The sequence below is a fragment of the Arthrobacter sp. TMP15 genome (assembly GCF_039529835.1).
GTDB lineage: Bacteria > Actinomycetota > Actinomycetes > Actinomycetales > Micrococcaceae > Specibacter.
Genome location: NZ_CP154262.1, coordinates 410,694 through 437,605, shown reverse-complemented (window position 1 = coordinate 437,605; position 26,912 = coordinate 410,694). Strand labels below are relative to the sequence as shown.

18 protein-coding genes and 2 tRNA genes are annotated in these 26,912 nt (G+C 57.8%); 7 read left to right on the top strand and 13 right to left on the bottom strand.

Annotation, left to right across the window (positions count from 1 at the left end):
- Positions 1-12: 12 nt before the first annotated feature.
- The 4 genes from AAFM46_RS01940 to AAFM46_RS01925 all read right to left on the bottom strand — a co-directional run bounded on the left by AAFM46_RS01940 (position 13) and on the right by AAFM46_RS01925 (position 6,201).
- The gene (locus AAFM46_RS01940) at positions 13-2,280 is read right to left on the bottom strand and encodes a carbon starvation CstA family protein (protein ID WP_343319225.1); all 2,268 of its coding nucleotides are present in this window, start codon (positions 2,278-2,280) and stop codon (positions 13-15) included.
- Between the two features lie 489 nt (positions 2,281-2,769).
- Positions 2,770-3,105: a hypothetical protein gene (locus AAFM46_RS01935; RefSeq protein ID WP_343319224.1), complete on the bottom strand. Its 336-nt coding sequence runs from the start codon at positions 3,103-3,105 to the stop codon at positions 2,770-2,772.
- A 410-nt stretch (positions 3,106-3,515) separates the two neighbouring features.
- Positions 3,516-4,700, bottom strand: a complete 1,185-nt coding sequence (locus AAFM46_RS01930) for a metallophosphoesterase family protein (RefSeq protein ID WP_343319223.1) — start codon at positions 4,698-4,700, stop codon at positions 3,516-3,518.
- Between the two features lie 517 nt (positions 4,701-5,217).
- Complete coding sequence (locus AAFM46_RS01925) at positions 5,218-6,201, bottom strand: NAD(P)H-quinone oxidoreductase (RefSeq protein WP_343319221.1); 984 nt, start codon at positions 6,199-6,201, stop codon at positions 5,218-5,220.
- A 95-nt stretch (positions 6,202-6,296) separates the two neighbouring features.
- Here AAFM46_RS01925 and AAFM46_RS01920 point away from each other — a divergent pair.
- Both AAFM46_RS01920 and AAFM46_RS01915 read left to right on the top strand, forming a co-directional pair.
- Positions 6,297-6,384 (top strand) — tRNA-Ser (locus AAFM46_RS01920).
- Positions 6,385-6,764: 380 nt separating this feature from the next.
- On the top strand, positions 6,765-11,525 hold the full coding sequence (locus tag AAFM46_RS01915; protein ID WP_343319220.1) for an ExeM/NucH family extracellular endonuclease: 4,761 nt from the start codon (positions 6,765-6,767) through the stop codon (positions 11,523-11,525).
- Between the two features lie 97 nt (positions 11,526-11,622).
- On the opposite strand, the gene AAFM46_RS01910 is transcribed toward AAFM46_RS01915, so the two are convergent.
- On the bottom strand, positions 11,623-13,566 hold the full coding sequence (locus AAFM46_RS01910; RefSeq protein WP_343319218.1) for an FAD/NAD(P)-binding protein: 1,944 nt from the start codon (positions 13,564-13,566) through the stop codon (positions 11,623-11,625).
- 98 nt (positions 13,567-13,664) lie between these two features.
- Between AAFM46_RS01910 and AAFM46_RS01905 the strand changes: the two genes are divergently transcribed.
- The 5 genes from AAFM46_RS01905 (at position 13,665) to AAFM46_RS01885 (ending at position 18,031) form a co-directional block, all read left to right on the top strand.
- A complete protein-coding gene (locus tag AAFM46_RS01905) occupies positions 13,665-15,815 on the top strand; it encodes a prolyl oligopeptidase family serine peptidase (RefSeq protein WP_343319217.1) in 2,151 nt (716 codons plus the stop codon).
- A 91-nt stretch (positions 15,816-15,906) separates the two neighbouring features.
- Positions 15,907-15,995 (top strand) — tRNA-Ser (locus tag AAFM46_RS01900).
- Between the two features lie 193 nt (positions 15,996-16,188).
- Complete coding sequence (locus AAFM46_RS01895; RefSeq protein WP_283531394.1) at positions 16,189-16,860, top strand: FadR/GntR family transcriptional regulator; 672 nt, start codon at positions 16,189-16,191, stop codon at positions 16,858-16,860.
- 71 nt (positions 16,861-16,931) lie between these two features.
- On the top strand, positions 16,932-17,294 hold the full coding sequence (locus AAFM46_RS01890; RefSeq protein WP_343319215.1) for a PadR family transcriptional regulator: 363 nt from the start codon (positions 16,932-16,934) through the stop codon (positions 17,292-17,294).
- A gap of 14 nt (positions 17,295-17,308) precedes the next feature.
- Complete coding sequence (locus tag AAFM46_RS01885) at positions 17,309-18,031, top strand: hypothetical protein (protein ID WP_343319214.1); 723 nt, start codon at positions 17,309-17,311, stop codon at positions 18,029-18,031.
- 71 nt (positions 18,032-18,102) lie between these two features.
- On the opposite strand, the gene AAFM46_RS01880 is transcribed toward AAFM46_RS01885, so the two are convergent.
- From AAFM46_RS01880 to AAFM46_RS01845, 8 genes are all read right to left on the bottom strand, one after another.
- Positions 18,103-19,086, bottom strand: coding sequence for an ABC transporter substrate-binding protein (locus tag AAFM46_RS01880; protein WP_283531391.1), 984 nt, complete (start codon positions 19,084-19,086; stop codon positions 18,103-18,105).
- Positions 19,087-19,152: 66 nt separating this feature from the next.
- On the bottom strand, positions 19,153-20,175 hold the full coding sequence (locus AAFM46_RS01875; protein WP_283531390.1) for an ABC transporter permease: 1,023 nt from the start codon (positions 20,173-20,175) through the stop codon (positions 19,153-19,155).
- Positions 20,175-21,740 carry a sugar ABC transporter ATP-binding protein gene (locus AAFM46_RS01870; RefSeq protein ID WP_283531389.1) on the bottom strand — a complete coding sequence of 522 codons (1,566 nt, stop codon included), beginning with the start codon at positions 21,738-21,740 and terminating at the stop codon, positions 20,175-20,177. Before AAFM46_RS01870 ends, AAFM46_RS01875 begins: the two co-directional genes overlap by 1 nt.
- A gap of 217 nt (positions 21,741-21,957) precedes the next feature.
- Positions 21,958-22,872, bottom strand: coding sequence for an amidohydrolase family protein (locus AAFM46_RS01865; RefSeq protein WP_343319212.1), 915 nt, complete (start codon positions 22,870-22,872; stop codon positions 21,958-21,960).
- Complete coding sequence (locus AAFM46_RS01860) at positions 22,865-23,833, bottom strand: aldo/keto reductase (RefSeq protein WP_343319210.1); 969 nt, start codon at positions 23,831-23,833, stop codon at positions 22,865-22,867. The genes AAFM46_RS01865 and AAFM46_RS01860 overlap by 8 nt, the downstream gene beginning before the upstream one ends.
- Positions 23,830-24,141: an L-rhamnose mutarotase gene (locus tag AAFM46_RS01855; protein ID WP_343319209.1), complete on the bottom strand. Its 312-nt coding sequence runs from the start codon at positions 24,139-24,141 to the stop codon at positions 23,830-23,832. Before AAFM46_RS01855 ends, AAFM46_RS01860 begins: the two co-directional genes overlap by 4 nt.
- Positions 24,141-25,487 (bottom strand): alpha-L-fucosidase, encoded by a 1,347-nt coding sequence (locus AAFM46_RS01850; RefSeq protein ID WP_343319208.1) that lies wholly within the window; start codon positions 25,485-25,487, stop codon positions 24,141-24,143. The genes AAFM46_RS01855 and AAFM46_RS01850 overlap by 1 nt, the downstream gene beginning before the upstream one ends.
- A 3-nt stretch (positions 25,488-25,490) precedes the next feature.
- On the bottom strand, positions 25,491-26,846 hold the full coding sequence (locus AAFM46_RS01845) for an enolase C-terminal domain-like protein (protein WP_343319206.1): 1,356 nt from the start codon (positions 26,844-26,846) through the stop codon (positions 25,491-25,493).
- Positions 26,847-26,912: the final 66 nt, after the last annotated feature.

Below are 26,912 nucleotides of genomic sequence, written 5' to 3'. Positions count from 1 at the left end.
ACATGTCCATGGTTAGTGACCGGAAGTGACAGATTGCTTACCCGAGTCGGCCCACTGATTGAGGATGGCTTTTTCAGCTGATGTGGGGGTCATGGATGCTGGCGCAAAGATGCGTGAAGCTACCGCAGGATCCTCCAGGCTGGGCCCAGCCCCGGCCCGGATTGAGCGGATGGTGACCATGATCGCCGTCGCAATTACCACGAGCGAGAGCACCACGAAGATGATCGAGAGGCTGCCCTGGACAACTGTGTTGCGCACAACGGCTTCCATGGCTTCAACGTTCTTGGCTGATCCGAAGCTGGTTTTGCCATCAGCTAGCGCCGCCTTAAAAGCGTTATGCTGCGCCCAATAGCCCACGGCTGGAACGGTGGAGAAGATTTTTTGGAAGGACGCCACCACTGTAACTACTGTGACAAACGCCAGTGGCAGGGCCACCATCCACAGATACTTCACGTGCGTGTTCTTGGAAACAATCACCAAGCACACCGCCAGGGCGATGGCGGCCAGTAGCTGGTTGGCAATACCAAATAGCGGGAACAAGGTGTTAATGCCACCCAATGGATCGGTGACTCCCATGATCAAGATGGCGCCCCATCCGGCCACCATAATGGCGGTGGTAATCCAGGAACCAAGCCGCCATGAGGTGTCCTTGAACTTGGGGACAAAGTTACCAATGGAATCCTGGAGCATGAAGCGGGCCACACGGGTTCCGGCGTCAACTGCCGTGAGGATGAACAACGCCTCAAACATGATGGCGAAGTGGTACCAAAAGCTCATCATTGCCTTGCCGCCGGCCACCTGCTGCATGATGTGAGCCAGCCCCACGGCGAGGGTTGGCGCACCGCCGGTGCGAGAAACAATTGACTGTTCGCCGACGTCGGACGCTGTTTGGGCAAGCGTGGCCGCATCAACCTGTACCCCGGTAAGCCCCAGCGAGTTCACGAATGCCGCGGCTCCCTCGATGGTGCCCCCGGTAGCCGCACCGGAGGAGTTCATCGCAAAGTAGATGCCACGGTCGATCGATAGCGCAGCAACCAACGCCATGATGGCCACAAAGGATTCCATGAGCATGCCGCCATAGCCAATGTAGCGAGCCTGGCGTTCCTTCTCGATTAGTTTTGGGGTGGTGCCCGAGGCGATCAAGGCGTGGAAGCCGGAGAGTGCCCCGCAAGCGATGGTGACGAAGAGGAACGGGAACAAAGAGCCGGAGAAGACCGGGCCGTCAGAGCGTGAAGCAAACTCGCTGAACGCCGGGACGTTGATGGTGGGACGGACCAGCACAATGGAGCCGGCCAGCATGACGATAGTGCCGATTTTCATGAACGTAGAGAGGTAGTCACGCGGGGCGAGCAACAGCCAGACCGGCAGGATTGCGGCAATGAAACCATAGATGATGATGGCCCAGGCCAGCGTGGTGCGGTCAAGGTGGAAGAACGCTGCACCCCATTCGGTATGGGCAACGACGCCGCCGCCAATGATTGCGGCCAGCAGCAGGACCACACCGATCAGGGAGACTTCCATGATCTTGCCCGGGCGCAGGTAGCGCAGGTAAACGCCCATGAACAAGGCGATCGGGATGGTCATCGACACGGAGAACACACCCCATGGGGATTCGCCCAGCGCATTGACAACCACAAGGGCCAAGATGGCCACAATGATGATCATGATCAACAAGGTGGCGATCAGGGCCGCGGTTCCGCCAATAACACCAAGTTCTTCACGGGCCATCTGGCCCAGTGAGCGTCCACCGCGACGCATGGAGAAGAAGAGGACCAGGTAATCCTGCACTGCGCCAGCAAGGACGACGCCGACGATGATCCAGATAGTGCCGGGCAGGTAACCCATCTGGGCTGCCAGAATGGGGCCAACGAGGGGCCCCGCCCCGGCGATTGCGGCAAAATGGTGACCAAAAAGTACGTTGCGGTCAGTCGGAACAAAGTCCTTCCCGTCTGCTTTGTATTCTGCCGGGGTGGCACGCTTGTCATTGGGTTTAAGGAGAAACTTCTCAATGACTTTGGAATAGAAGCGGTAAGCAATCAGGTACGTACACACTGCAGCGAACACAAACCAGATAGCGTTGACACTTTCGCCGCGCACCACGGCCAGCATCACCCATGCAACCCCACCGAGCAGTGCAATAGCCGCCCAAATGCCGATCTTCAGCGGGGTCCACTTGTGCGTTTCCGCCTCTGCTTCAAGATCCACTGCCACTGGTGGCAGATTCGGATCTTGGACCAGGACATCGTCTTCATTGGCGGTCCTGTTTGACGGAATTGTCATGATTTTCCCTACGTTAAGACATAACTACGGCGATTTGAGGGTAGCAGTGTGGTTCGCACCACATGGCGTATGTCACTCACGCTTAATGCACTGATCGCCCAGCGGCAGTTTTTTAGCGCCGAATGACGCATTGCAGGGTGGGCAGCCGCAACGAAGGGCGGAACCAAAGTCCTCCGGATCAGCACTTGCAATCAAGGCAGCATCGGGGAGCCGCGTTGTGCGGAAAACATGTCAGCCAGTAGCGCCCCCTTGGATTCAACACCATATGACGGGCAGTGGGCTACATACCCCGGGCAGTTTTTTGTTTTGGCACTGCTCCACCGCAACGGCATAGCTGAGATGACGAGGATAGGAACACGAGTGACGATTTTGGTGAGCTCAGCAGTTGAATATTGTGCAACTCTCCAGGGCTGGGTTTGGCTTGGCTGGGTTTGGCTTGGGGCACAGGTAAAGTCCGGATCCTGGTCCACCAAAGAAACGCCGGCACACTCAGGAAAGAATCTTTGACCAGCTACCAGGCGAGTATGACGGCGTCCCGAGGTGCGCCATGGTGCTCCGACCGGGAAGGATCCGGTACGTCAGTCTCAAGTCTGCCGGCGTCAGCGCGATCGTGTTCAGCCGCTCGCGCGTTGAAGCCGACAGGTGTACGACGGGGGAGGCTTCACGGGGCTGTGCGGTTGGTTCCGCCGCAACCACATGGTTCGCGTTCCCGAGGTTGATTCCTTCGCCGAGCTCAGTGTCATGGGCAACGCCCAGAATCATCCCAATAATGCAGAGCCTGCGCCGGCCAGCGTGGCCTTCTAAGAAAGCCGAGTGTTGCTCCACGCCAGCGAATTGGTCGTGTTGAACGGCAATGCCGATTTAGTCGCGGTACGGAATCGACAGTGCAAAAGGACACCACGACATCGCCGTCGTCGGCATAGAAAGAAAAATACTGTACGCGTGCGGAATTGGGGATGACCTCGCCAAGAGGGCCACCACGGCCGCCACCCGCATTCTGGGGCCACAGCCCCCTGACCCGCACCACCCGGAAATGCGTGATCGTTTCCCACTTTCACCACTAGGCTATGGCAGATCTTTTGACCAAATACCCGACGCCAGCGGCACTCAGGTGACAGGGCACACAAGCTCACTTCACAACCTCACACCAGATCGGGATGAAAGTTCAAGGCTCACTTGCACATCCGGGCCCGCGGCAGGAGCTCACCACGGGCCCTGTCTGAAGGCCAAAAAGGCTAGCGCTGGCCAGGACTTAACGGGAGCGGCTCTATCGGCTGGTCATTGGCGGTCAGGTCGATCCCGAAGTCCTTGGCAAAGACAACCCGCGTGTCCTTGTAAATGCCGGGGTGGTTCTCATCAAGCTCAAACACGCGCGCACCGCGCAGGCGGTTCCGCTCGGCTCCGGGGAGGCCGTAAGCCCCGAACCCGGTTCCCGGCGCGTAACCCAGCTGGACGCCATAGTAATTGCCCATGTAGGTGTTGACGTGGTCGTGGCCCACAAAGTAGCCCAGCACGTCCCCACGCTCCAGAAACGCACTGAACAATCCGGAGTTGATGGGACCCGGGCACTCGTCCTCGTTGCGCTCGCCTACGATGGTGTGCCGAGTGAGCGCCCGTGCGTGGTCTGATTCCTGGCGTGAGTCAAGGCTGGCAAACCACATGTTGCGGTGCTCGTGCAGGGCGATGTGGCCCCACATCAGGGACGGCACCTTCTTCCCGTATTTGCGCTCCGTTGCCATGGACATTTCCCGGTACCAGTTGACCTGGTCCATGCGCACCCAATCCCAGGTGGGGTAGCCCTCAAAGCTCTGCCCGTTGATTGCCTCCGGCGCATAGCGCCCCGTGTCGATGAGCCAGAGGCCAAAGGCGGGCACCTTGGATTTGGCTGACTTGATGAGCAGCTGTGTATTGGAGGTTCCAGTGAGACCCGGCGTGGAGTTTGCGTTTACGTTGAACTCGTAGCTTTGCAGGAAGGCAAGCATCTTGGCTTCCGTCATGCCAGTATGTTCAAGCGAGTCCTCATCATGGTTGCCGAAAGTCACAGCCCAGTTAATCTTGCGCCGTTCCATGGGCAGCACCACATGGTTAAGCGCCTGTTTCACCTCCAGTTCGTTGTCACAGCCCCCAGTGATCACGTCACCATTGATGACTACAAAATCGGGCTTCTCCGCGTCGAGGGTGCGCTCCATGAGTTCAATGGTTCGGCGGTCGGTGCGTTCGTCGTCCTGAGTGTCATTGAACTGGACAATCTTGAAGGTGCCATTGGAGCGGAACGCGAGGCTAGGCTTGGGAGGCTTGGGCCCGCGTGCCGCATGGCTCTCGGATCCGGCCGCTACAGTGATGCCCAGCGCACCCAATGTTCCAGCGGCACCCAGCGCCGCTCTCCGACTAAATGTTGGCTGGTTGGTGTTTGCCGTCATTGCTGCCCCTCTAAGGTTTGGCGGCGCCTGTTTGGGCCGCGGTTCTCCCACGACATTAGAGAGCTGGATGAGCCAAATCGGCAACACGAAGCGGACGCCGTGGTAACAGTGGGTGAACGTCCGGTATCACGGCGGGAGGTCATCTTCTTGAAAGATGAAGTATCTGGACCGGCTGGGTGAACGGCTGCTTATCCTCGAAAGCGATGGTTACTCGGGACCCGCGGTCTGGATCCTGAACCTTTTTGATATCGAGTGTGAAAGTGGTGGCGCAGATGCTGCCAGCATTTCTCTACGCTGTTCGGTGTGAGCTCAAGCGCCTTCGCTGAGTCTTTAACACGTATCAACTCTTCGCTTCCAGCGCCACCGGGAATTTGCACAACTAATCATTGGGAGCGGCAACCTGTGGTGTTCCCGTTTCATAGCCCCACCTTGGTGCCGGCACCAGGACGCCGGACATCACGCGCAAACGCTTCTGTTCACAAAAAGCTTACGAAGCCTGGTCACTAACGGAGAAGTCCTAGAGCGTTAGAAGTACCTTGCCCACGTGCTCCCCCGAATCAAAGTACTCGTGCGCGGCTGCCACTTGGGCCAGCGGAAATGTTTTATCCACCATGGGTTTGACTGCCCCACTGCTCATCAGCGGCCACACATTTTCGCGCACGCCTTCCATGATGGTTGTTTTCTCCTCAACGGAGCGGGCCCGCAGTGTGGTACCAATGATGGCCGCGCGTTTGGTGAGCAGCGCTCCCAAGTTCAGCTCCGCCGTCGCCCCTCCCTGCAGTCCAATGACCACCAAGCGACCATAGGTGGCCAGCGAGGCAACGTTCCGGGCCAAATATTTGGCTCCCACAACATCCAGGATGACGTTTGCACCCAGTCCAGCGGTGAATTCATTGACACGTTCCACGAAGTCTTCGCTGCGGTAGTTAATCGCCAGATCGGCCCCGAGATAGCCCGTGAGCATGGCAACTTTCTCATCGCTGCCGGCTGTAGCGATAACGTGGGCGCCTGCGGCTTTAGCCAACTGGATGGCCATGGCGCCGATGCCACCGGCGCCGCCGTGAATGAGCACGCACTCCCCGCGCTGAAGCTGCGCTGTCATGAACAGGTTCGAGTGCACCGTGGCGGCAACCTCCGGCAATGCTGCAGCAGAAATGACATCGATGCCTTCCGGCAATGACAAGACCTGCCCCGCCGGGACAGCTACTTGACCCGCATACCCGCCACCTGTGAGCAACGCCACAACCTTCTCACCCACGCTAAACGGCTTGGTGACATTCGGACCAAAACCGGCAATCCGGCCTGACACTTCAAGGCCCAAAATCTCTGAGGCGCCTGGCGGAGGAGGGTAAAAACCACGCCGTTGTTGCACGTCAGCGCGGTTGATTCCAGCGGCAATCACATCAATAAGCACCTCGCCGACCCCCGGGACCGGTCCTGGCGTCTCAGCCAGTGTCAGAACCTCAGGCCCACCTGCGCCCGTTGTAAAAATTGCCCTCATGACCTTCTCCGTTGCCCTTAAGTACCTGTGATGCTTAGCCCTGCCGGCGTTCATTTTGGTAGCTCGGCCCTGCTTATGAAACACTACTAGGGTAAGGAAGGTTGTCCGAGCGGCCGATGGAGCTGGTCTTGAAAACCAGTGTGCGGTAACCCCGTACCAAGAGTTCGAATCTCTTACCTTCCGCGCGTAAAAAGGGAAGCAATCTCTTCATGAGATTGCTTCCCTTTTTCTTTATCTGGTACGCGCCTGCCGCCTGGTCTGAGGACCCGGCCCGAGGACCCCCAATCACGTCCTAGCCCAAAGGTCAGGCAATCGAACACTGGCTCATTTAACCCCTAGGCAAACTCACGTTCGTTGACAATCACAACCAATTCCTAACAACCATGCAGGGTTTACTTGACCGCAAGGTTCCGTTCATGACTGACTCACCTCTATGTGTTTAGCTCAAACACGTTCCTGCAGGATTGGTCGGGGGATTAGTTCGCATTTTTTCCTTAATCGAGAACTGTGGTTCATCATCACTCATGGCACAAGGACGTGCCGCACTTTCGAGAGTTGGAGACATGACGAGCAATACCCTTATCAAGGCAGGATTGGGCGCCCTCCTGGCGTTTGGTCTAGCCGCGGCACCATTGGCAGTCTCACCCGCTATGGCTACTGGTGAACCTGCAAGCCCTGACAGCACGACGTCGGAGCTTAAGCCAAGCGAGCCCCTCCCCTCAGCCGTCCCTTCGGCAGAGCCACCGGCCGCAGCCGCCGCCCTATCCGCCACCGCACCTGCTGTGGTGATCAACGAGGCATATCTCAATGGCGGCAGTACCAACGCCGTCTATAAAAATAAGTTCGTTGAACTGTACAACCCCACCGAGGCGGATATCAGCCTTGACGGCTGGTCGTTGCAGTACCGTTCAGCAACGGGAACAGTGGCGCCTACCGGCCTCACTGCGCTTTCCGGGACCATCAAGGCCAATGATTACTACCTGATCAAAGGTAACTCCAACGCAGACGCCGGCAGGGAATTGCCCGCCGTCGATTCAGACTCCAGCAGCTTTGCCTTCTCCGGTAAGGGTGGCACGCTGATCCTCTCCGACAAGGCTGAGAAACTGCCGGCTGATCTTGCCACCGGCTCGCTGATTGACGTTGCCAACGTAGTGGATCTTTTGGGCTATGGACCCTCCAACACCTTTGAGACCGCGGCAGCCCCGGCAGCCAGCGTCACCACATCGTTAAACCGCACCACCTTCGCCGACACAGACAACAACACGGCTGACTTCAGCAAACAAGATCCCAGCCCCACAGGTACGCAGGGCGGCAGTGAACCACTCCCGGAACCCGATGACTCCGGGTCCAAGACCATCGCCGAGATCCAGGGCGAAGGCGCCAAGAGCCCATTGGAAGGCACCAATGTCACCACCAAGGGCATAGTCACCGCGGCTTACCCCACCGGCGGCTTCAGCGGCTACTTCATCCAGACCCCCGGCACCGGCGGTGACCTTGATCTGGCCACCCACAAGGCATCCGAGGCCGTGTTCGTTTACTCTCCTGCCACTGTTGGTTCAGTGAAAGTTGGTGACTACGTAAAAGTTACTGGCCTCGTCAAGGAATTTGGAGGTGCCAAAGACGCCAACACAACAACGGAGATCGATGTCCCCGACGGCGGTATGACACCGCTGACCGAAGCTGCGGTAGCCGTCAAGGCCGCAGTCATTGCGGTTCCGGCTACTGATACCGGACGTGAAACCCTCGAAGGCATGCTGGTGGCCCCGCAGGGCGAGTTCACCATTACCGACAACTACTCCCTCAACAACTACGGCGAACTGGGCCTGGCCACGGGAACCACAGCCTTGGTTCAGCCCACAGCCGTGGCTCCTTTTGGATCCTCTGCTTACGAGGCCACGGTTGCCGAGAATGCTGCCCGATCCATCAGGCTCGACGACGGAGCCAGTACGGGTTTCCTGAAATCTCCTGGCTCCTCATCGCCACTTCCGTGGCTCAGCCACGCCACCCCCATGCGGGTTGGCTCCACGTCTGAATTCATTGCTCCTGTCATTTTTGACAATCGCAACAACGCCTATAAATTCCAGCCGCTGGAGGCCCTTACCCCCGAAAATGCGGGTACCGTGCAGCCCATCGCGTTCGGCAACACCCGTGCAGCCGCACCAATCGCCGTTGGCGGTAACTTGAAAGTTGCCTCGTTCAATGTGCAGAACTACTTCCCCACCACGGGCGATCAAAACCCTAGCTGCCAGTTCTACTCAGATCGGGATGGAAACAACATCTCAGTCCGGACGGGCTGCCCGCAGCGCGGTGCCGCAGACGCGGCGAACCTCATACGGCAACAAGACAAGATCGTTGCCGGAATCACCGCTTCAGGAGCCGATGTTCTTTCCCTGGAAGAAGTGGAAAACTCCGCCAAGTTCTCCAAGGACCGCGACAACGCCATGTCCCTGTTGGTTGCAGCCCTGAATGAAAAGACTCCGGATACGTGGGCCTTCGCCAAGTCTCCGGCCACACGCCCCGCATTAGCTAACGAAGATGTCATCCGCACCGGGTTCATTTATAAGAAAAACGTTGCCGTACCCGTCGGTGACTCAGTGATCTTGGACGATGCGGCTTTCACGGGTGTGGCCCGCCAACCGCTGGCTCAGTCCTTCAAGCTGATCGGAGCCGCTGACTCCACCAAGCTCCTGTTGATTGTCAACCACTTCAAGTCCAAGGGTTCCGCCCTCCCAGGCGATAACGATGAGGGCCAAGGAAACTCCAACAAGGCACGTACCGCACAGGCCACGGCCTTGGTAAAGTTTTCCGCCGACTTGCAGCAGGTGCAGGAAACCAACAAGGTGCTGCTGATGGGTGACTTCAATGCCTACGGTTTTGAAGATCCCATCATGGTCATGAAAGATGCCGGCTATGTGGGCCAGAACTCTAAAACGGGCAAGCACTCCTACAGCTACGGTGGCATGGTTGGCTCGCTGGATCACATCTTGGCCTCTCCTGCCGCTAATTCACTTATCACAGGCGCCGATATCTGGAACATCAACTCTGCCGAATCTGTCGCCATGGGCTACAGCCGGTACAACACCAATATCACCAACTTCTACACACCGGATCAGTTCTCCGCCTCCGACCACGATCCCGTGCTGGTAGGCCTGAACATGTCCATGCAGCCGGTGGGCACCAAGGAAATCAACTTGTTGAACATCAACGATTTCCATGGCCGCATCGATAAAAACACTGTGAAGTTTGCCGGTACGGTGGAGCAACTGCGCGCGGCCTCAGGCGATGCCAACACAGCATTTCTAGCGGCCGGTGACAACATAGGTGCCAGCTTGTTCGCTTCTGCCTCACAGGAAGACAAGCCCACAATCGATGTGCTGAACGCGCTGGGACTTGACGCATCCGCCGTCGGAAATCATGAGTTCGACAAGGGCTATACCGATCTTGACGGGCGCGTAACCGAGGCCGCCAAGTGGAACTACCTGGGCGCGAATGTGTACGCCAAGGGCACCACTACCCCGGTGCTTGATGAGTACAAGATCATCACCGTGAACGGTGTGAAGGTGGCTGTCATTGGGGCCATTACGCAAGAAACGCCCACGTTGGTGACCCCAGCGGGGATCTCCCAGCTGGAGTTCGGCGATCCTGTTGAGGCTGTGAACCGTGTGGCCAAGAAGATCGCCGACGGCAAGCTCGCCGATGTCATCGTGGCCGAATTCCATGAAGGAGCCGGCGAAGGCACACCCAACGGCGCAACCTTTGAAGAGGAAGTTGCCGGCGGTGGCGCATTCGCCAACATCGTCAATAACACCAGTCCGCTGGTCAACGCCATCTTCACCGGCCACACGCACAAACAGTACGCGTGGGATGCACCCATCCCCGGCGTTTCAGCTGATGCAGCCCTGAAAACCCGCCCCATCCTCCAAACCGGGAGCTACGGGGAGAACATTGGCCAGGTTCAGCTGTTCGTCGATGCAGACACCAATGCGGTGACCGCCTACGCGCAGCAGATTATTCCCCGCACCACAGAGGACGATGCAGCTCTCGCGGCCGAGTTCCCGCGAGTGAAAGAAGTCCAGGCCATTGTTAACAAGGCTTTGGCTGACGCCAAGGTTGCAGGCAGCGTTCCTGTAGGCGAGATCACCGCCGACATCACCACGGCGCAGACCTTCGATCCTGTCACCGGCAAGTACTCCCGTGACGACCGTGCCAGCGAATCCGCACTGGGCAACCTGGTGGGCAACGCCCTCTTGGAGGCACTCAAGGCGGAGCAAACCGGCGGAGCTGAGATCGGCGTCGTCAATCCAGGCGGGCTCCGCGCGGATCTGCTGTACAAGAACGAGGGCGTTGCCGACGGCGTTATCAGTTACGGCAATGCCAACGCCGTGCTTCCGTTCGTGAACAATCTGTACACAACCTCCCTCACCGGAGCCCAGGTGAAGACCATGCTGGAGCAGCAGTGGCAGACCAACGCTGACGGCACCATCCCCAGCCGCCCGTTCCTGAACCTCGGCCTGTCCGACAATATGGACTACACCTACGATTCCACCCGTGAGCTCGGCGATCACATCACCTCCGTGGTCATCAACGGTGCACCGCTGGAACTTGAGCGTTCCTACCGTGTGGGCACGTTCGGCTTCCTGGTAACGGGCGGGGATAACTTCCGTGTGTTTAGCGACGGAGCCAACACCAAGGATTCCGGCCTCATTGACAGGGACGCTTGGATTGCCTACCTCAGCGAGAAGTCCATCACCGCACCCATTGCGCCGGACTTTTCCCGCCGCGGCGTGGACGTCATCGATGCTCCTGCCACAGTTAGCGCAGGTCAGAAGCTGAGCATTGGCCTGGCGAAGTTGGATCTAACCTCCCTGGGAGTGACCAAATCCACCAAGGTAACGGTGCGCTATGAGCCAGCTGGTAGTGGTGGCGGGACTGGTTTTGCAGTTCTGGCCGCAGCGGTGCTGCCGGCGGAGCTTGGCAGCTTCCCCGTGAGCGACGGCGCAGCGACGCTGAACTTTACGGTTCCGCAGGAGCTGAACGCCGGGCGCTTCACCATCACCACCGATGCCGGCACTTACGCACGGTTGCCGATCACCATCCCGGTGACCTCCGCCGCAGAAGTACCGACTACAGCACCTGCAAATCCGGGCGCTACGGCCGGTGCAAGCCCAGGCGCTGGTGCTGGCTCTGACGCCGGCCCCAACGGCTCAGGTAATCTCGCCTCCACTGGAGCCACCGCGCTTCCGCTGGGTCTAGGCGCGCTTGTCTTGGTCGGTGCCGGTGTTGGGATTGCCGCTGCCTCCCGTCGCAAGGGGGCTCGCCGCTAGCTGTTCCGCGACCCGAGGGCGTGCCAAACTGGCGACGGCGTATGAAGTTTCATACGCCGTCGCCAGTTTGGCACGCCGCCACCTCCAGACACTTCTTTTAGCCGAGGATGTCCATGGCGATCGTCTCAGCATCGAGCACTGTGCGGTAGCCGCTGCGGTAAATCGCCGAGGCTTCGGCGGCGATCGCGGTGCCCCACTGTACGGAAGAGAGTTGCAGGCCCAGTACATACAACCCGGCCACGGGAACGCCCGTACCATCCAGGGGCCTGTAGGGCGGAGCCGAGACGTCCAACCCGCTGGTGGCAACAGCTTCACCGTCGGAAGCCAGCATGAGACGAGGGCGTGCCAAACCATCAGCCAACAGGTTTCGGAGCAGAATTGAACCGCTGTCCTGTACCTGATTGGCCGGTGCCAACGCCTCTACCAAGTACCGGGCTTCCCACGGGGGTGCAGCAACCCACGGTGAACCAACCGTAAACACTCCGTGCTGGATACGAAAGAGCGGATCGGGTCCGGCAAAGTGGACCACTCCGGCACGTACAAGCGCAGCCAACTGCTCCATGCGAACAGGCGGAGGACCACTGGCCAGCCCCTCAACGAAACCTTCAAACCAGCCACGCAACTCCCCCAGCCACGAAGTTTCGGTAATGCCACGGTCCGCCACCAGCGACTTGATGATGGCACGCCCGGCGTTCAAAGCCCCGATGGCCATTTTTACCGGATCGTCTTCACCGCGGGCGGAGCCAGCCGCATCGGCTGAAAGATACTCCAAAACCGCTGCATCCATCTGCTCATGAGAAGTGAAACGGTGACCAGCTCCAGGGCGACGCCTGTGCCGCGACAAAGGCCGAGCCAATGCCAACAAATCAAGGATATGTTCATCCTGCACGTGCGTTGCCAAAAGCTCCTTGAGCCGTTGCGGCCACCCGGGATCCCCGTCGTCCAACCCGGAATGCAGCAGCCCATCCAGCTCAGGTAACAGTTGCGCCGTGATGGCATCGGAGCTGGTCCGGGCCAGCGTTGTGTAGTAAGCCCAGAGGGCGTCGCGGTAAAGCAGTGGCCAAATGTCATGGTCAAAACCGGCAGTTGCCCCCAGAGCCCGGATCGCAGCCACGGCATCTTCGCCCAAGAACCGCAGGGTAATACTGGCAGGATAGTGGCTCTCCAGCTCCGTTTTTGCCCGGTACGGAGTGCCCCGGCGAGAGGCCCCCACAATGACCGGCTCCTTGCCCGAAGCAACATAGCGCAGCGCGTCCCCGGCAGGCCTGCCTGTGGGCTCGAATGTTCCCCCGCGACCCTCCGTCAACTGACCCAGCACGTCAAAAAAGTTAAGTCCCATCCCGCGCACCAGCACAGTTTCACCGGCAGGAAGCTGAGCCCAGTCCACGTCATTGGGCACCGCCGGTGGCAGGTACGTCAGTCCGTGAACGCGGGCGTCGTCACGCAATTCGCGTTGGGCTGGGTTAAGTTTGGACTCCACATGTCCCAGCGCCAGCACCACCTGATCGGCACGCAGGCTGGTCCCGTTAAGAAGTACGACGGCGAACCCACCGTTTTCGTGGTCCCTGGCCACCCGCTTGGCTTCAGCACAATGGACGGTGAGTGTGACGCCGTCGGGCATAGCTTGAACTAGCTGCTCAAAACACCAGCTCAAGTAGCGCCCGTACAGTGCGCGGCTAGGGAAGTTCTTTACCCCAAGTGTGGCAAGTTCGGTTTCATCGCCCTCACTGAGCTTCTGCCACGGTGTACTCTGCTGGGCTAGCCGCCATTCGTTGAAGCTGCAGCCGGCCAACGGCGGGGCGCTCACTCCTTGATCCGTGATGAGTGTGGGGAAAAAGCTTGGCGTGTTCATCAGGTACAGGCGGGATTGTGCGGTGCGCCAAACATGCCCCGCACCGGGGGGAAACGGGTCTACAAGGTGGATATGCAGCGGCTGGGAGTCGGTATTTTTCCCATGGTGGGCCAGTAATCTTTCCATGACGGAAGTCCCGCGGGGTCCCGCCCCCACAATAACCACCGTCTGCGTGCCCAAAGATTCCACCCTTTGAGCTTAACTGATGCTCGCCCATTGGCCGGGCCACGCACGGTTGGCCACAGAGCGCGGCGGGCCTCCCTGTGACGGTGCCTAGGATGGAGCCTATGACTGAAGCTGCCACACCCTTGAAAATTGCAGACCAACCCACGGATGAATTCCTGTGGCTTGAAGACATCCACGGTGACGATGCCATGGCTTGGGTCCGTAAGCGCAACGCTCGCACGGATGCCGCATTGGTAAACCCGGCCTATTCAGCGCTGGAGGCCTCGGTTCTTGAGGTGCTGGATTCGGTAGACAGGATTCCGGTGGTTTCTAAGCGGGGGAACTGGTATTACAACTTTTGGCGCGATAAAACAAACCCACGCGGGCTCTGGCGCCGCACTACGTGGGAGAGCTATCTCAGTGCCACACCGCAGTGGCAGGTGCTGCTGGATATTGACGCGCTATGCGTAGCCGAAGACGCCCAGTGGCTCTGGGCCGGTGCTTCACTGCTGCGCCCGGCCACAGGCGAGGAGTACCGCCACGCCATGATCGCCCTGTCCCCCGACGGGGGCGATGCGGTTGCCTACCGTGAGTTTGACCTTGCCACGAACACTTTCGTTCCCGACGGTTTCGTTTTGCCGCCCGCTAAGACAAGGCTGAGTTGGTTCGATATAGACACCCTGTATGTGGGTACCGATACAGGGAAGGGCTCCATGACCGCTTCCTCCTACCCTGCCGCCACACGGGTACTTCGCAGGGGCGAGTCGCTAACGGAGATGGCGGCACAACAGCCCATATTCGATGTTCCGTTGACCCACCTCAGCGGTGGAGTCTCGCACAGCAGAACCCCCGGATATGAACGAGATGTTGCCCACGACGCCTTGGATTTCTACAATAGCCGCAGCTATCTGCGGGTTGGCGAGGATTGGGTGCACATCGATGTGCCCAATGACATGGCGCTCTCACTGCACCACCAGTGGCTGCTGCTGCGTCCGCGAACCACGTTCTGCGTCACCGGCGAAGAGTACGCACCCGGTACCCTGCTGGTCATTGAACTAGAAGCGTTTATGGCTGGCAACCGAGAATTTCACACCATCTTTGACCCGACTCCGGCGCAGTCGTTGCAGTCCTGGAGCTGGACCAAGGACTTTCTTCTGTTGAACTTATTATCTGATGTGTCCTCAAAAATTTTAGTGGTTGACCCCGCCTCAGATTGGGCTGCAACCGAGTTGGACGCCTGCCCTGCCCTGCACTCTGTGGACGCTTACGCCGTCGACGACGAAGCCGCCACCGGAGGCAACGATTACTGGCTTCTCGCTTCCGGTTTCCTTACCACATCCACCCTGTACCGCGGCACTGTTGATGCGCCCACCGGCGCTCAACCCATCGGCGCTCAACCCACCGGCACTCGACCCACCGGCACTGCGGGTGAGCCGGCAATGCTGGTGCGGGCGGCGCCGTCGTTCTTCCATGCCGAAAAGTACACCGTAGAGCAGCACTTCGCCACCTCCGCTGACGGAACAGAAGTGCCCTACTTCCAAGTGGGCCCAAAGGAGCTCATGCTCGACGGCGGCAATCCAACCCTGCTCAGCGGCTACGGCGGGTTCGAGGTTTCACGCACACCCGCCTACAACGGCGCCGTGGGACGCAGCTGGCTGGAGCGCGGCGGAGTGTTCGTGGTGGCCAACATCCGTGGCGGTGGCGAGTACGGACCCACCTGGCATACGGCAGCCCTGCAGGAAAACCGGCACCGGGCCTACGAGGATTTCGCCGCGGTTGCCCGCGATTTATCTGCACGCCAGGTCACTTCGCCATCGAGACTGGGATGCGCTGGCGGCAGCAATGGTGGGTTGCTTGTGGGAAATATGCTCACCGTGTATCCGGAACTATTTGGGGCAGTTTCCTGCGGTGTTCCGCTGTTGGACATGCGCCGTTACACGAAGCTGTCCGCGGGGGCTTCGTGGATCGCCGAATACGGCGACCCGGATGTGCCCCAGCAGTGGGAGTTCATCAAAACGTTCTCGCCGTATCACCTGTTGCGTGCCGATGTAACGTACCCGGCCACTTTCATTTGGACAGCCACATCGGATGACCGGGTGGGACCAGCGCAGGCGAGGAAGATGGCCGCCCGGATGGAATCGATGGGCATTCCCGTGTGGTTCCATGAAGCGTTAGAGGGCGGCCATGCCGGGGCTGGAAACAATAAGCAGGCCGCCAGGTTGCACACGGCCTCGCATGAATTTCTGTGGCGGGCGCTCAATGGCGGCCTCTAACCGAGGTGTCCCACCCTTCGTTTTGCTTTGCAGGGCCTTTACTGGGTAAAGTTTGGGATGCTGGTTAGGGGCTTCTACCCTAACCAGTGCTGGAGACGTGCCAGAGCGGCCGAATGGGCTTCACTGCTAATGAAGTGTGGGGGTTATACTCCACCGGGAGTTCAAATCTCCCCGTCTCCGCAGAGAAAATGCACCCCTCGATGTTTCATCGGAGGGTGCATTTCTGCGTTCCGGGTGTTTTACCCTGCATTGCCGCCCCGCCCTCCTGCGTTGACGTTGGAGATAATGACATCTCTCAACGGCCGAACCTTTCCTCTTCTCGAACCCGGCGGGGCACCCTTTTTCGCAAACATCAGACCATTAGACTGTTGACATGGCCGTAACTGACGAAGCAATCACAAAAATCAAGGAAATGATCATTTCCGGCGAGCTCTGTGCCGGTGACAGGCTCCCTCCCGAGAAGGAACTAAGCGAAAAACTCGGGCTTTCCCGCAGCTCCTTGCGTGAAGCGGTTAAGGCATTAGAGATTATCCGGGTTTTGGATGTGCGTCGTGGCGATGGCACCTACGTGACAAGCCTGGAACCCCAGCTCCTCACCGAGGCCATGTCATTCATTGTTGACCTCCACCAGGATGAATCGATCTTGGACATCTTTGCAGTGCGGCGGATCTTGGAACCAGCCGCAGCAGCCATCGCCGCCGGGCGCATCACAGCCGCGCAAATCAGCGCGCTGCGAGCCACCATGGATAATATAGACGAGGAAACCAGCGTAGAGCAGCTCGTTGAGCATGACCTGATATTTCATCAGCTAATCACAGCGGCGGCCAACAACTCATACCTTGCCAGCGTCCTTGATGCGCTCTCCAGCAGCACTGTCCGCGCCCGCATTTGGCGGGGCCTGACCCAAGAGAAAGCCGTTGATCGCACGCTCTCTGAGCATGCCGCCATCATCGAGGCCCTTGAACGCGGCGATGCAGAATTGGCCAAGTCCTTGCTGACGGTACACATTAGCGGCGTTGAGCATTGGCTCCGCCAAGCCCTCTGACCATTCCAATAACGGGTATTTTACTACCAACAGAAGTTGCCAGCCTAACTAGTTAGGCATACAATCTAGTTATGACGTTGATTTCGGCAGAACCCTGGCCCAGCGATTGGAACCGCGCATCCTTAGGACTGTGCGCCTTGCAAGCACTGCAGGGCGGTCCCACCTACGGTTACGCCATCATCACTGCGCTAGAGGATGCGGGCCTGGGCACTTTCAAGGGTGGCACTCTGTATCCACTTTTAACCCGCTTTGAAACAGCCGGATGGGTAGATGTTCAATGGCGCCCCGGCCAAAGCGGCCCCGGGCGAAAGTACTTTTCGCTCACCGCTGCCGGCTTCACCGAGTTGAACCGTCAGCGCAGCCAGTGGCGCGCCTTCACCACAAGCACGACGGCGTTTCTCACCGTTGCGCCCGATCCAGGAGACTCGCAATGACCAAGGAGCAGTCGATGAAGACCGGAACTCACAAAAAATGGCTCGAGAACTTCACACTTGAGCTCCGCCTGAATAATTTCTCCGGAGTAGCAACCGGCGATGCATTAGCCAGCGTCGAGGAATTCTTGGCTGATTCGCATCAGGACCCCGAGCAAGCCTTTGGCACACCGCGCGTCTATGCCGCCCAGCTTGCTAGCGAGAAACCAGCCCTCAGAAGGCAAGGAATGAAGTCCGGCCTTGCCTTGTCAGCGGCTGGACTAGTGATCTTCCTAATTTTCTCTGCTGCATTGACACCGTGGATCGAGGGTGCCCAGCTGCTTCTGGGTGGACTGCAGATGGTCTGCTTCGCCGCTATGGGTACGTTAATACTCTTCCTGCCGTTGTATCTACCATTTCTGGTTCGTAACCTTTGGGCCCTGATCGCGATTCCGCTCGTAGGGGGTGCCTCGGGAGTTCTTTCTGCCGTACTCACTCCACGCCAGACTCACGAAGCCCTACTAAGCCTCAACCCAGGTCTGGTGCTACTTGTTAGCGCCATACTTCTCATTGCGCTTGCGGGGCTTGGCACAGCCCATAGTCTTAAAGCGGCACCGGACACAGTGAGAAAGCCTCTGGAAGCCGTCACTGACAAAGTGCCGTTGAAAGCCCGCTGGTTTGAAATTCTCACCCAGTGGCTATTTCCAATTCTGGCACTTTTGCTGACCGGCCTGACGGTGCTGACCTCATCCTTGGCCTAGCCACCTAAACAAAAACTGCCTTGTTGTGCACCGCTGGTCAGCGGTGTACAACAAGGCAGTTTTAGTGGTTTTTACTCGTACAGGTTCGCTGCAATGTCGGGATCAGCAATGTTGTTCTTGTCATACCAGTAGAAGCCAGTGTCAATGACTTTCTCAACCTTTTCGCCCTTGATGGCAGCAACGGCGGCCTTGACCGTCTCGTAGCCGATGCCCACGGGGTTCTGGGTGACGGCCCCGGCCATGAGGCCGTCCTTGATGGCATCCATCTGCGCCTTACCGGAGTCAAAACCAACGATCACTAGTTTGCCGGTCTTGTTCATCTCCTTGACAGCATTGACAACACCGATCGCTGCGCCTTCGTTGGTGCCGTACATGCCAGCCATGTTCGGGTTGGCGGTCATCATGGCCTTGGCAGCATCAGTGGACTTGGCCTGATCGCCGTCTGCGTACTGGATGTCAACGATCTTGATATCTGGGGCATTGGCCTTTAGGTAATCGACGAAGCCGTCGCGACGGTCAGTTCCTGACGTTGCCGTCTGGGAGTGGCCGATAATGCCAACCTCGCCCTTTTTGCCCAGTAGCTCGGCCATGTGTTTTGCCGCCTCGGCAGCAGCGGCCTTGTTGTCGGTAGAGGCCGTGGCCAACGGAATATCTGAATCGACGCCGGAGTCAAAAGCAATGACCGGGATGTTCTTGGCCTTAGCATCTTGCAGCACGCCTTCAGCAGCCTTGGAGTCCAAAGCGGCAAGTGCCAGAGCCTTGGGGTTTTTTGCCATGGCGTTGTTCAGCTGGTCCATCTGCTGCTGAACGTTGGTTTCCTTGTCGGGTCCTTCGAAGGAGATCTCGACGTCGAACTCTTTCGCTGCTTTCTCCGCACCCTGCTTCACTGACTGCCAGAACTGGTGCTGGAAGCCCTTGGAAACAATGGCGATGTACGGTTTGCCACCGTCGCTGGAGCCTCCACCGGCGGGAGCATTGGCTTCTGTGTCACAGGCGGCAAGGCCCAAGGACAGTGCCGCTACCGAGGCCAGGGCGAGAAATTTTCTTCTTTGCATGGGTCTAACTCCTTTGTAAAAACGCGTTGACTTGTTTGTTGCGGGGGGCACAGTATTTGAAGGAAGCTATTTCGCTGTTTTCTTACGCCGGACCATGTCCAGGTAGACGGCGAGGATAATGACCACCCCAACAGCGACCTGTTGCCATTCCTGTGGGATGGACATGATGGAGAGGCCATTGGTCAGCACTGACATGATCAGCGCACCAATGACGGTGCCGATGATTGAGCCTTTGCCGCCAGCCAGGGACGTGCCACCAATGACGACGGCTGCAATGGCCTGGAGTTCTAGACCCATGCCGCCTGCGGGCTGGGCGGAGTTGAGACGGGCAGCAGCGATAACGCCGGCCAGCCCGGTGAAGGCACCAGCAAAGGTGTAGATCAAGACGGTCCACTTGGTGACGTTCACCCCTGAAAGAGCGGTGGCTTGTTCGTTGCTGCCTATTGAGTAGGTATAACGACCAAGCACCGTCTTGGAGAGCATCACCCCTGCCACGATGGCTGCGGCAAACAGGATGAAGACAGCATTCGGGATGACAAGCCCTGGGATCGATTTACCGAGGGCAAAGATTGATTGGAAACCTGCAACCTCGTTGGTGTAGATCGGTTTCGTGCCTGATATGACAAGAGCCAACCCTGCCGCAACCATCATCATGGCCAGCGTGGCGATGAATGACGGGATCTTCAGCACTGCCACGAAAAAGCCGTTTGTACAACCAATCAGCGCACCAAATAACACTCCGCCGATCACACCCACAATCATGGGCAGACCGAGTTCTGTCATGAAATATGCCGTCATGACCGAACACAAGGTCATGCCTGTTCCGATGGAGAGATCAATGCCACCGGTGATGATGACAAACGTGGTGCCCAACGCCAACAGGCCAGTAACAACTGTGGAGAGCAGGATGTTGGAAAGGTTTGCGGCCTGGAGGAAGTTCGAACTCGCCACGGAGAAGAACAATACCAACGCCAGCAGACTCGCAAATGCCAGCAGCTGCTGAAAGCTGGCCCGGATTCGGGTGTTGAGTTCCGATTTTTTATTGCTGGCAATCCGCAGAGACTGCGCATCTTCCTTAGTCAGGGTCATCAGTTTGCCGTGCTTTCTTGCTTCGAGGAGCGCTGCGCGCTGGAGGGTGGGAGAGGCGACAAGACGGAGCTCTCAATATTTGCAGTGGCCAACTCCATGATGTTTTCCTGGTTGGCTTCCACATTGGAGAGGAATCCGGTGAGCCGGCCCTCACTCATGACAGCAATTCGGTGTGAGAGTCGCAGCACCTCTGGCAGTTCCGAAGAGATCATGATGATCGATTTACCTTGAGCCACCAAGTCATTGAGAAGGACATAAATTTCTTCTTTAGCACCCACATCGATGCCACGTGTTGGTTCATCAAAAATTAGGATGTCGCAATCTTTGACTAACCATTTCGCGATGACGATCTTTTGTTGGTTACCACCGGAGAGATTTTTGGCCAGCTGCGCACTGGACGGGGTTTTGATACGTAGTTTCTCGATGTAAGTGGCAGAAGTTGACTTCATTGCCTTGTCATTGATTACACCCATGCGGGAGAACATCTTCAGGGAGCTCAGCCCAATGTTGTCTTTGACATCGCGCTCTAGCAAAAGGCCTAGGTGTTTGCGATCCTCGGAGAGATAGCCAAGGCCCATGCTGGCAGCTACTGCGGGATTGCCGATGGTCACCGCTTTGCCATTGAGTTCAATTGAGCCGGCGGTGATGCGGTCCGCTCCAACAATAGCCCGGGCCACTTCGGTTCGCCCTGCTCCCATCAATCCAGCAAAACCGAGAATCTCACCCTTGTGCAGATCAAAATTAATGTCCCGCAGGAAGTGTTTGGTTTCCAACCCTGTCACCTTCAGGACAACCTCGTCTGTGGGCACATGAGTTTCCGGTCTCTGGTTGCCGGAAATTTCACGGCCAACCATTAAGTTGATGACCTCACGCATCGTGGTCTTTGCTGTGTCCACGGTGTCGATGTACTCACCGTCCCGGATCACCGTTATGCGGTTGGAGATAGCCTTGAGTTCATCCATCCGGTGGGAGATGTAGATGACTCCGGTGTCTTCATTGGTGAAGTTGCGGATCAGGTCATGCAGGGTTGCCACTTCGGCATCATTCAATGCCGCAGTTGGCTCATCCATGATCAGGATGCGCGATTTGTAGGAGAGCGCCTTAGCGATCTCCACCATCTGCTGCTTGGCAACTGTGAGGTCACCAACACGTGCTTTAGGGTCAAGATCAATATTGATTTGGTTGAATAACAGGCGGGCCTTGCGATTCAGCGCACGCTCACTTAAGAACATTCCGCCCATGCGGGGTTCACGACCGATGTAAATGTTCTGGGCCACAGTGAGGTCTTGCATCAAATTGAATTCCTGATGAATGATGCTGATGCCCAGTTCCTGAGCGTGCTTGGTGCCACTGATAACAACTGGTTCACCATCAATTTCAAAGCTGCCCGAATCCGGGACATAGATGCCGGAAAGCAGTTTCATGAGAGTGGACTTGCCCGCACCATTCTCACCGACAAGTGCAAGCACCTCGTTGTGGTGAAGATCCAACGCCATCTCGGAGAGGGCCTTGACCCCGGGAAAGCTCTTGTTCACCCCGGATATCCGAAGAAGTTTTTTACTCATAACACCCTCTCACCCTCATATATCAGTCATGACATCAGACCTCTCCTGGAGATCTAGATCGTCGAGCAGAACCACTGCAGTGGAGCTCAAGCCATGATCTACAGCCCTATTCCACAACTTTGCAGAAGTGGCAGAGAATTCAACTTCCATCATGTTATGTTATCTGCGCCACGATTACACACTTTTTACCCAAATACATCGGATGTTTGCAAAACTGTTATCTCCGGTACGTACGCCGGGCCGTTCCTGCCCAGATTAACGCCGCTTCTTCTGCGCTAAGAGAATTGATTAGCGTTCCTGCAACGTTCACGTTGTGGTGATAGCTTTCACCTAGCAAGCTCACCGGCCAATCCCCGCCAAACATGAGTCGCTGCGGACCAAAGGAATCCAAGGCGATCTCCCAGATCTGCTGGAGTGCTTGTGCCGAATATTCTGTGCCTGCGGCGTGCAAACCTGAGAATTTAGCCACGGCGTTGGGCAGTGTCGCCACGGCCCTTAGCTGCTTTTCCCACTGCCTCATCTGCTCCCTGGTGCCAGCCCGCGGAGGCTTTCCGAGGTGATCAACAACAACGGTGAGCTCCGGCAGCGTGTGGGCCAAGTCCGCTACTTGGGAAAGGTGCCGGGGGAAAGCATCCGGCACGTCGAAGGGAATCCCTGCCTGTGCCACCAGCGCAAGGGATGCCCGCACGGATTCCAGGACCAAAATATCAGCCCGTGGATTATCGTGAATCAAGGTGCGCACACCACAAAAAGCGGGATTGCTCCCCCACTGCTCCAACATGGCCGCCGTCGCTGATGGATCTTCTAAGGGTAGCCAGCCAACCACGCCAATAATCCAGTCATGTACCGCGGCAGCGGCTAGCATCGCCTCAGTATCCGCTGCGGTGTCATCGGCTTGTACAAGTATTGCCTGGCCGACCCCGGCTGAGACAAGTGCCTGCCCGGCCTGTTCTGGCGTAAAACTGTCATAAAGAACCCCATGGGCTGGTGTCAGCCAAGAATACTTCCCGGGCGCTAGTTCCCACACGTGCAGGTGGGAGTCGATGCGGTCCGCAGGCCTCGCCAAACTCCCGCTTAGAGCAGCGTGCTGCGCTCCGGCGTCGGCCATGGAATCGGGTAGTGCCTCAGGCATGAGCTAGGCGTTCATCTAATAGCCCTCGCTCAACAAGCGCGCTCCACAACTCCACCGGAATCTTCGCGGCCATACGCTCGGCCGTCTGGGTGATCTGCTCCGCATTTGAGGCGCCAACAACCACCGTGCACACGGTTGGGTGAGCGCCGGCAAACTGCAGGGCAGCGGCAGGTAACTCCACACCGAATTCATCACAACAAGCAGCGAGCGCCTGGGCCCTGGCCAGTATTTCCGCCGGCGCTGGTTCATAGTTGTAGTGCGCGTTGGCCGGCACCACGGCTCGCGCCAACAACCCAGAGTTGTACACCCCGCAGTTGGCCACCTGAACCTCGCGCTCCAAACACAACGGCAGCAGCTGCGCAGCCGCTGGCTGCTCCAGCAACGAGTAGCGCCCAGCCAACATGATCACATCAATGTCAGCGTTCAGGACGCATTCACGCAACGCATCCGCGGAGTTTGAACCTACGCCAATGGCCTTGATCAACCCTTCGTCGCGGAGTTTCTGAAGGGCGGGCAAAGCTTGCCTAATCCCTGCGTCAAGGTCGTACACGTCAGGATCATGGAGGTACGCGATATCGATCCGATCGAGGCCTGTGCGTTGCAGGGAGTCCTCGATGCTGCCTCGGATGCCAGCTTCGGAAGGATCCCATCGGCGAACGGAGTCAGCGCGGACATCGAACCCTTGCGTATCTTTGGCCCCGGAAAGGTTCGCCGCAGGGTCAAGAATTCTGCCCACCTTCGTAGAAATGACAAATTCTGCACGGGGCTTGGTGATCAGGAATGCGCCCAACCGGCGCTCCGATAAGCCCAGCCCGTAGTGCGGTGCCGTGTCAAAGTACCTGATGCCAGCGTCCCAGCCAGCTGACATGGTGGCGGCAGCAACGTCGTCGGACATTGCTCGGTAAAGGTTGCCGATGCCCGCGGCGCCGAAACCCAGCCGACCAAGTTCCGGAAGGCTCATGGCAGTTCCCACACTTTCGCCAGTCCCAGATCGTCCCCGGAGTAGTCGTCTTCGACCTCCAGCAGTTCCGCCATGACGGCCTGCCACTGGATGTTCACTGGGTTGGTGGCCAGCTCCTTGCGCATCGCCTGATAATCGGCAACTTCTACAACATGGAAAAGTTCGCGCCCACTGCGCCAGATATTCCACCCTGTGACACCGGCCGCACGCAGCGCCGAATCCAGCTCGTCACTGATGCGGGCATGAACAGTGTCATATTCAGACTCCTTGCCAGGCTTAAGCCGGGTGTGGAGGGCTATCTTCTGCATCAGAGCTCTCTTTCGTCAATATTCTCAGCGGTGAGATTCATATCGTTTAGATTCGCATCCTTGAGGAACAGCTCAATAACAGGGACGGTAACATTGGGTCGCTGCACGGGCAGTTTCAGCGTCAGTGTGCTGGCCGGTTGGCCACCTGGGCGGGTGTTAGAAGCAAGTTGTTCAGGATCAATTGTCTCCATCGTTATCTCAGACGCGTCATTGAGCAACTGGGCGTAGCTAACTTTTCCGGCCAGTCCCGGTAGGTGAACAGCTCCTAGCGGCCAGGCAAACAAGTGCAAGTACAGCCTGTTGCCGCGGCGGGTGTACCGGCAATCCGTTGGAGGCACAAAAGTGCTGCTCCGCGCGCCGCGAATGGAACGCTCATGCGTTCGCATCCATTCCCCAATGCCAGCCAGCGAGGCCGATCCGCGGGGATCGATCTCACCCCGTCCGGTGGGGCCCACGTTCAGCAGCAGATTCCCATCTTTTGAGACACCGTCAATGAGCATACGAACCAACATCTCAACGGATTTGTAGTGCATGTTGTCGCGGTCGTAACCCCAACTACCGTTAAGGGTCTGGCACGCTTCCCAAGGCACATCCTTGCCGCCACTGTTCATAGTTCCCGTGGGTTGGTACTGCTCAGGAGTAACAAAGTCACCCGGTATATCCAGACGGTCATTGACAATTACCCCTGGTTGCAGCTCACGGATCATGCTTAGAAGTTTCGCTGAATCCCAATCGTCGCGACCCTTGCCCGGGTAGCGTTTGGCCAGGGGCCCCACAGGGTAGGAAAAATCAAAGAACAGGTAATCGATGGTGCCGTAGTTAGTCAGCAGTTCGCGTACTTGCCCGTGGAGATAGTCACGGTAAGTAGACATGTCACGGCTTGCGTTGAGTTCATCCACATTAGGGGCATCCCGCAATGGGTGAATGTCATCAATGGTGAAGTCCGGGTGGTGCCAGTCTATGAGGGAATGATAGAAGCCAACTTTGAGCCCGGCTTCTCGAAGTGCCTCCACATACGGCACAAGCAGGTCCCTACCCGCTGGTGTATTGGTCGCTTTATAGTCCGTCAGCGCCGAATCCCAAAGACAGAATCCTTCGTGGTGCTTTGTTGTCAGCACCACGTATTCCATCCCAGCAGCTTTGGCTTGCCGAGCCCATTCACGCGGATCGTAGAGGTCCGGATCAAAGCGCTCAAAATACTTTACATAGTCTGCCACGCTCGTCTGCTCGAAACTCATGACCCATTCGTGTCTAGCAGGCAGCGCATAGAGCCCCCAGTGCACGAACATTCCAAGCCGGGCCTCGGTAAACCATGGAGCATGGTCAATACGAATTTCGGCAGACATTCTCTAGACCATTTCCGTTGCGAGGTTCGCACTCTTCGCTGAATGGCCGTTCGCCGCCGCATCAGCGGCCCAGAAGGCGCCGTCCGGAAAGCTGAACTCAGCCACTGAGTCGGCATGCATTTCACTTCCACCACCGGGGGCCAGTGGCGGCCAGTAGCAGCCATCATGGACATCAATCGGAGTGACAAAGTGCTCATGGAGGTGATCGACGAACTCGATCATCCTGTCCGCCTTCTTCGCAGAGACTGCCACAAAATCAAACATGGACAGGTGCTGAACGGCCTCGCACAGACCCACACCGCCAGCGTGCGGGCAGACCCTGACCCCGAATTTGGCGGCAAGGAGCAAAATGGCCACGTTTTCATTGACGCCAGCCACACGCGCGGCATCAATCTGCAGGACTTGGAGTGCGTTGGCTTGAAGCATTTGTTTGAAGACCACACGGTTTTGCACGTGCTCTCCGGTTGCTACGGGAATGGGTGCAACCGCTCGGGCAATGGCGGCATGGCCAAGAATGTCATCCGGACTGGTGGGCTCCTCGATCCAGGCGATGTCGAATGGTGCCAAGTGCTTCATCCACTCAATGGCCTCGGCCACGTCCCAGCGTTGGTTGGCATCAACAGCCACCAAAATATCAGGTCCGACGGCGGCACGTGCGGCGCGTAGTCGGCGCACGTCATCCTCGAGGTCGGCACCAACTTTGAGCTTAATCTGCTTGAATCCGGCGGCCACGGCTTCGTGTGCCAAGCGGGTCAGCTTCTCATCCGAGTAACCCAACCAGCCAGGAGTGGTGGTATATCCCGGGTAGCCCTCAGCCAGCAGCGTGGCGGTGCGCTCTTCCCTGCCAGGCTCAGCGGCCCGCAGTATCTCGAGTGCGTCCTCACGGGTCATAGCATCCGTGAGGTACCGAAAGTCGACCAGGTCAACTAGTTCTTCCGGGCTCATCTGCGCCAATAACTGCCACAAGGGCAAGCCAGCACGTTTTGATTTCAGGTCCCACAGCGCATTGATCACTGCACCGATCGCCATGTGCATAACACCCTTTTCCGGGCCCAACCAGCGCAACTGTGAATCATGGGTGAGCTCCTTCCAGGTGCCGCCCATGTCATTGAGAAGATCCTCAGTGTTGCGCCCCAAAAGATACGGGGTCAATGCCTTAATGGCCGCCGTTTCCACATCGTTGCCACGACCAATGGTGAAGACAAAGCCGTGTCCCTCATGTCCGTCGTCGCCGTCGGTGACAATCCGCAAGTAGGCAGCCGAATAATCCGGATCCGGGTTCATAGCATCCGAACCATCCAGATCGCGCGATGTTGGAAATCGAACGTCGCTGGTCTCCACGGCAATAATTGTGCTCACGGGCTGCTCCCTGCAGAAGAAGTAAAAGTGCGGAAAAGTTACACCAAGCTAAACATCCGATGTTTT

Coding starts and splice junctions, on each gene's coding strand:
- AAFM46_RS01860 (WP_343319210.1), bottom strand. CDS start 23,833: ATGAGCCTTCCGGAACTTGGTCGGCTGGGTTTCGGCGCCGCGGGCATC.
- AAFM46_RS01915 (WP_343319220.1), top strand. CDS start 6,765: ATGACGAGCAATACCCTTATCAAGGCAGGATTGGGCGCCCTCCTGGCG.
- AAFM46_RS01875 (WP_283531390.1), bottom strand. CDS start 20,175: ATGACCCTGACTAAGGAAGATGCGCAGTCTCTGCGGATTGCCAGCAAT.
- AAFM46_RS01890 (WP_343319215.1), top strand. CDS start 16,932: ATGACGTTGATTTCGGCAGAACCCTGGCCCAGCGATTGGAACCGCGCA.
- AAFM46_RS01850 (WP_343319208.1), bottom strand. CDS start 25,487: ATGTCTGCCGAAATTCGTATTGACCATGCTCCATGGTTTACCGAGGCC.
- AAFM46_RS01865 (WP_343319212.1), bottom strand. CDS start 22,872: ATGCCTGAGGCACTACCCGATTCCATGGCCGACGCCGGAGCGCAGCAC.
- AAFM46_RS01885 (WP_343319214.1), top strand. CDS start 17,309: ATGAAGACCGGAACTCACAAAAAATGGCTCGAGAACTTCACACTTGAG.
- AAFM46_RS01855 (WP_343319209.1), bottom strand. CDS start 24,141: ATGCAGAAGATAGCCCTCCACACCCGGCTTAAGCCTGGCAAGGAGTCT.
- AAFM46_RS01930 (WP_343319223.1), bottom strand. CDS start 4,700: ATGACGGCAAACACCAACCAGCCAACATTTAGTCGGAGAGCGGCGCTG.
- AAFM46_RS01895 (WP_283531394.1), top strand. CDS start 16,189: ATGGCCGTAACTGACGAAGCAATCACAAAAATCAAGGAAATGATCATT.
- AAFM46_RS01940 (WP_343319225.1), bottom strand. CDS start 2,280: ATGACAATTCCGTCAAACAGGACCGCCAATGAAGACGATGTCCTGGTC.
- AAFM46_RS01870 (WP_283531389.1), bottom strand. CDS start 21,740: ATGAGTAAAAAACTTCTTCGGATATCCGGGGTGAACAAGAGCTTTCCC.
- AAFM46_RS01880 (WP_283531391.1), bottom strand. CDS start 19,086: ATGCAAAGAAGAAAATTTCTCGCCCTGGCCTCGGTAGCGGCACTGTCC.
- AAFM46_RS01925 (WP_343319221.1), bottom strand. CDS start 6,201: ATGAGGGCAATTTTTACAACGGGCGCAGGTGGGCCTGAGGTTCTGACA.
- AAFM46_RS01905 (WP_343319217.1), top strand. CDS start 13,665: ATGACTGAAGCTGCCACACCCTTGAAAATTGCAGACCAACCCACGGAT.